The organism is Pseudomonas sp. SG-MS2 (assembly GCF_009933855.1).
Taxonomy (GTDB): Bacteria; Pseudomonadota; Gammaproteobacteria; order Pseudomonadales; family Pseudomonadaceae; genus Aquipseudomonas; species Aquipseudomonas putida_E.
On sequence record NZ_MOMO01000200.1, the window covers coordinates 1 to 1,345 of the forward strand.

Here is a 1,345-nt window from a genome sequence, read left to right on the forward strand (position 1 = left end):
CCACCGAGGTGGAGCCCTTCGAGCGCGACGGCCAGCCATGGGTGCGTTTTACGGCCCACCTGGGTTCGATCGTGCAATTGCGCCACCGCCGCTGCGAAGCCCCGCTGGTCACCATGAAGACCATCAAGAGCTCCAACGGCCATGCCCAGACCCGTTACGTGATCCGCACCTCGTTGGCGTTGGGCGATGGTGTCTGGGAGGTAGAGTTCACCCTGGCCTGCCGCAAGAACATGCGCTATCGCCTGCTGCTCGGCTCCAAGGCACTCATTCACGGCCAGCTGGTGGTCAACCCCGGGCTCAAGTACGTGCAAGACAAACCGGCCTACCCGGCCACCCTATCTCCTGTCACAGGTGCTGCATGAAGATCGCTGTGCTGTCGCGCAATCCGCGTCTGTATTCCACCCGCCGGCTGGTCGAAGCCGGCACTCAGCGTGGCCACGAAATGGTGGTGATCGATACCCTGCGGGCCTACATGAACATCGCCAGCCACAAGCCGCAGATCCATTACCGCGGCAAGCCGCTGGAGGGTTTCGATGCAGTGATTCCGCGCATCGGCGCGTCAGTGACGTTCTACGGCTGCGCGGTGCTGCGCCAGTTCGAGATGATGGGCGTTTACCCGCTCAACGAGTCGGTGGCCATCGCCCGCTCGCGTGACAAGCTGCGTTCGTTGCAGTTGTTGTCCCGGCGCGGCATCGGCCTGCCCATTACCGGGTTCGCCCACTCGCCGGACGACATCCCCGACCTGATCCAGATGGTCAATGGCGCCCCGCTGGTCATCAAGGTGCTGGAAGGCACGCAAGGGATCGGCGTGGTGCTGTGCGAGACAACCCAAGCGGCCGAGTCGGTGATCGAAGCGTTCATGGGCCTGAAACAGAACATCATGGTTCAGGAATACATCAAGGAGGCCGGCGGTGCCGATATCCGCTGCTTCGTGGTGGGCGACAAGGTGATTGCTTCGATGAAGCGCCAGGCCAAGCCAGGCGAGTTTCGCTCCAACCTGCATCGCGGCGGTGTGGCCAGCCTGATCAAGATCACGCCAGAAGAGCGGATAACCGCCATTCGTGCAGCCAAGGTGATGGGCCTGAGCGTGGCAGGGGTGGATATTCTGCGCTCCAACCACGGGCCGCTGGTGATGGAGGTGAACTCCTCACCGGGCCTGGAAGGAATCGAGGTGACAACCGGCAAGAACGTGGCCGGGATGATCATCGAGCATCTGGAGAAAAATGGCGGGCCGAATCAGACCCGGACCAAGGGCAAAGGCTGAGGTTTTGGGGCTGCCGTGCAGCCCCATCGCTTGCCGGCGATAGGGCCATCACTGACAGCGAAGGCTCAAACCGCATTACGC

2 protein-coding genes are annotated in these 1,345 nt (G+C 62.4%); both read left to right on the forward strand.

The features are described from left to right. The coding region (locus BLX42_RS16960) for an ATP-dependent zinc protease (protein ID WP_161872225.1) at positions 1-362 on the forward strand (362 nt) is incomplete at its 5' end. Then, positions 359-1,264, forward strand: a complete 906-nt coding sequence (gene rimK, locus BLX42_RS16965) for a 30S ribosomal protein S6--L-glutamate ligase (RefSeq protein WP_012316721.1) — start codon at positions 359-361, stop codon at positions 1,262-1,264. The genes BLX42_RS16960 and rimK, both read left to right, overlap by 4 nt. Positions 1,265-1,345 lie beyond the last annotated feature (81 nt).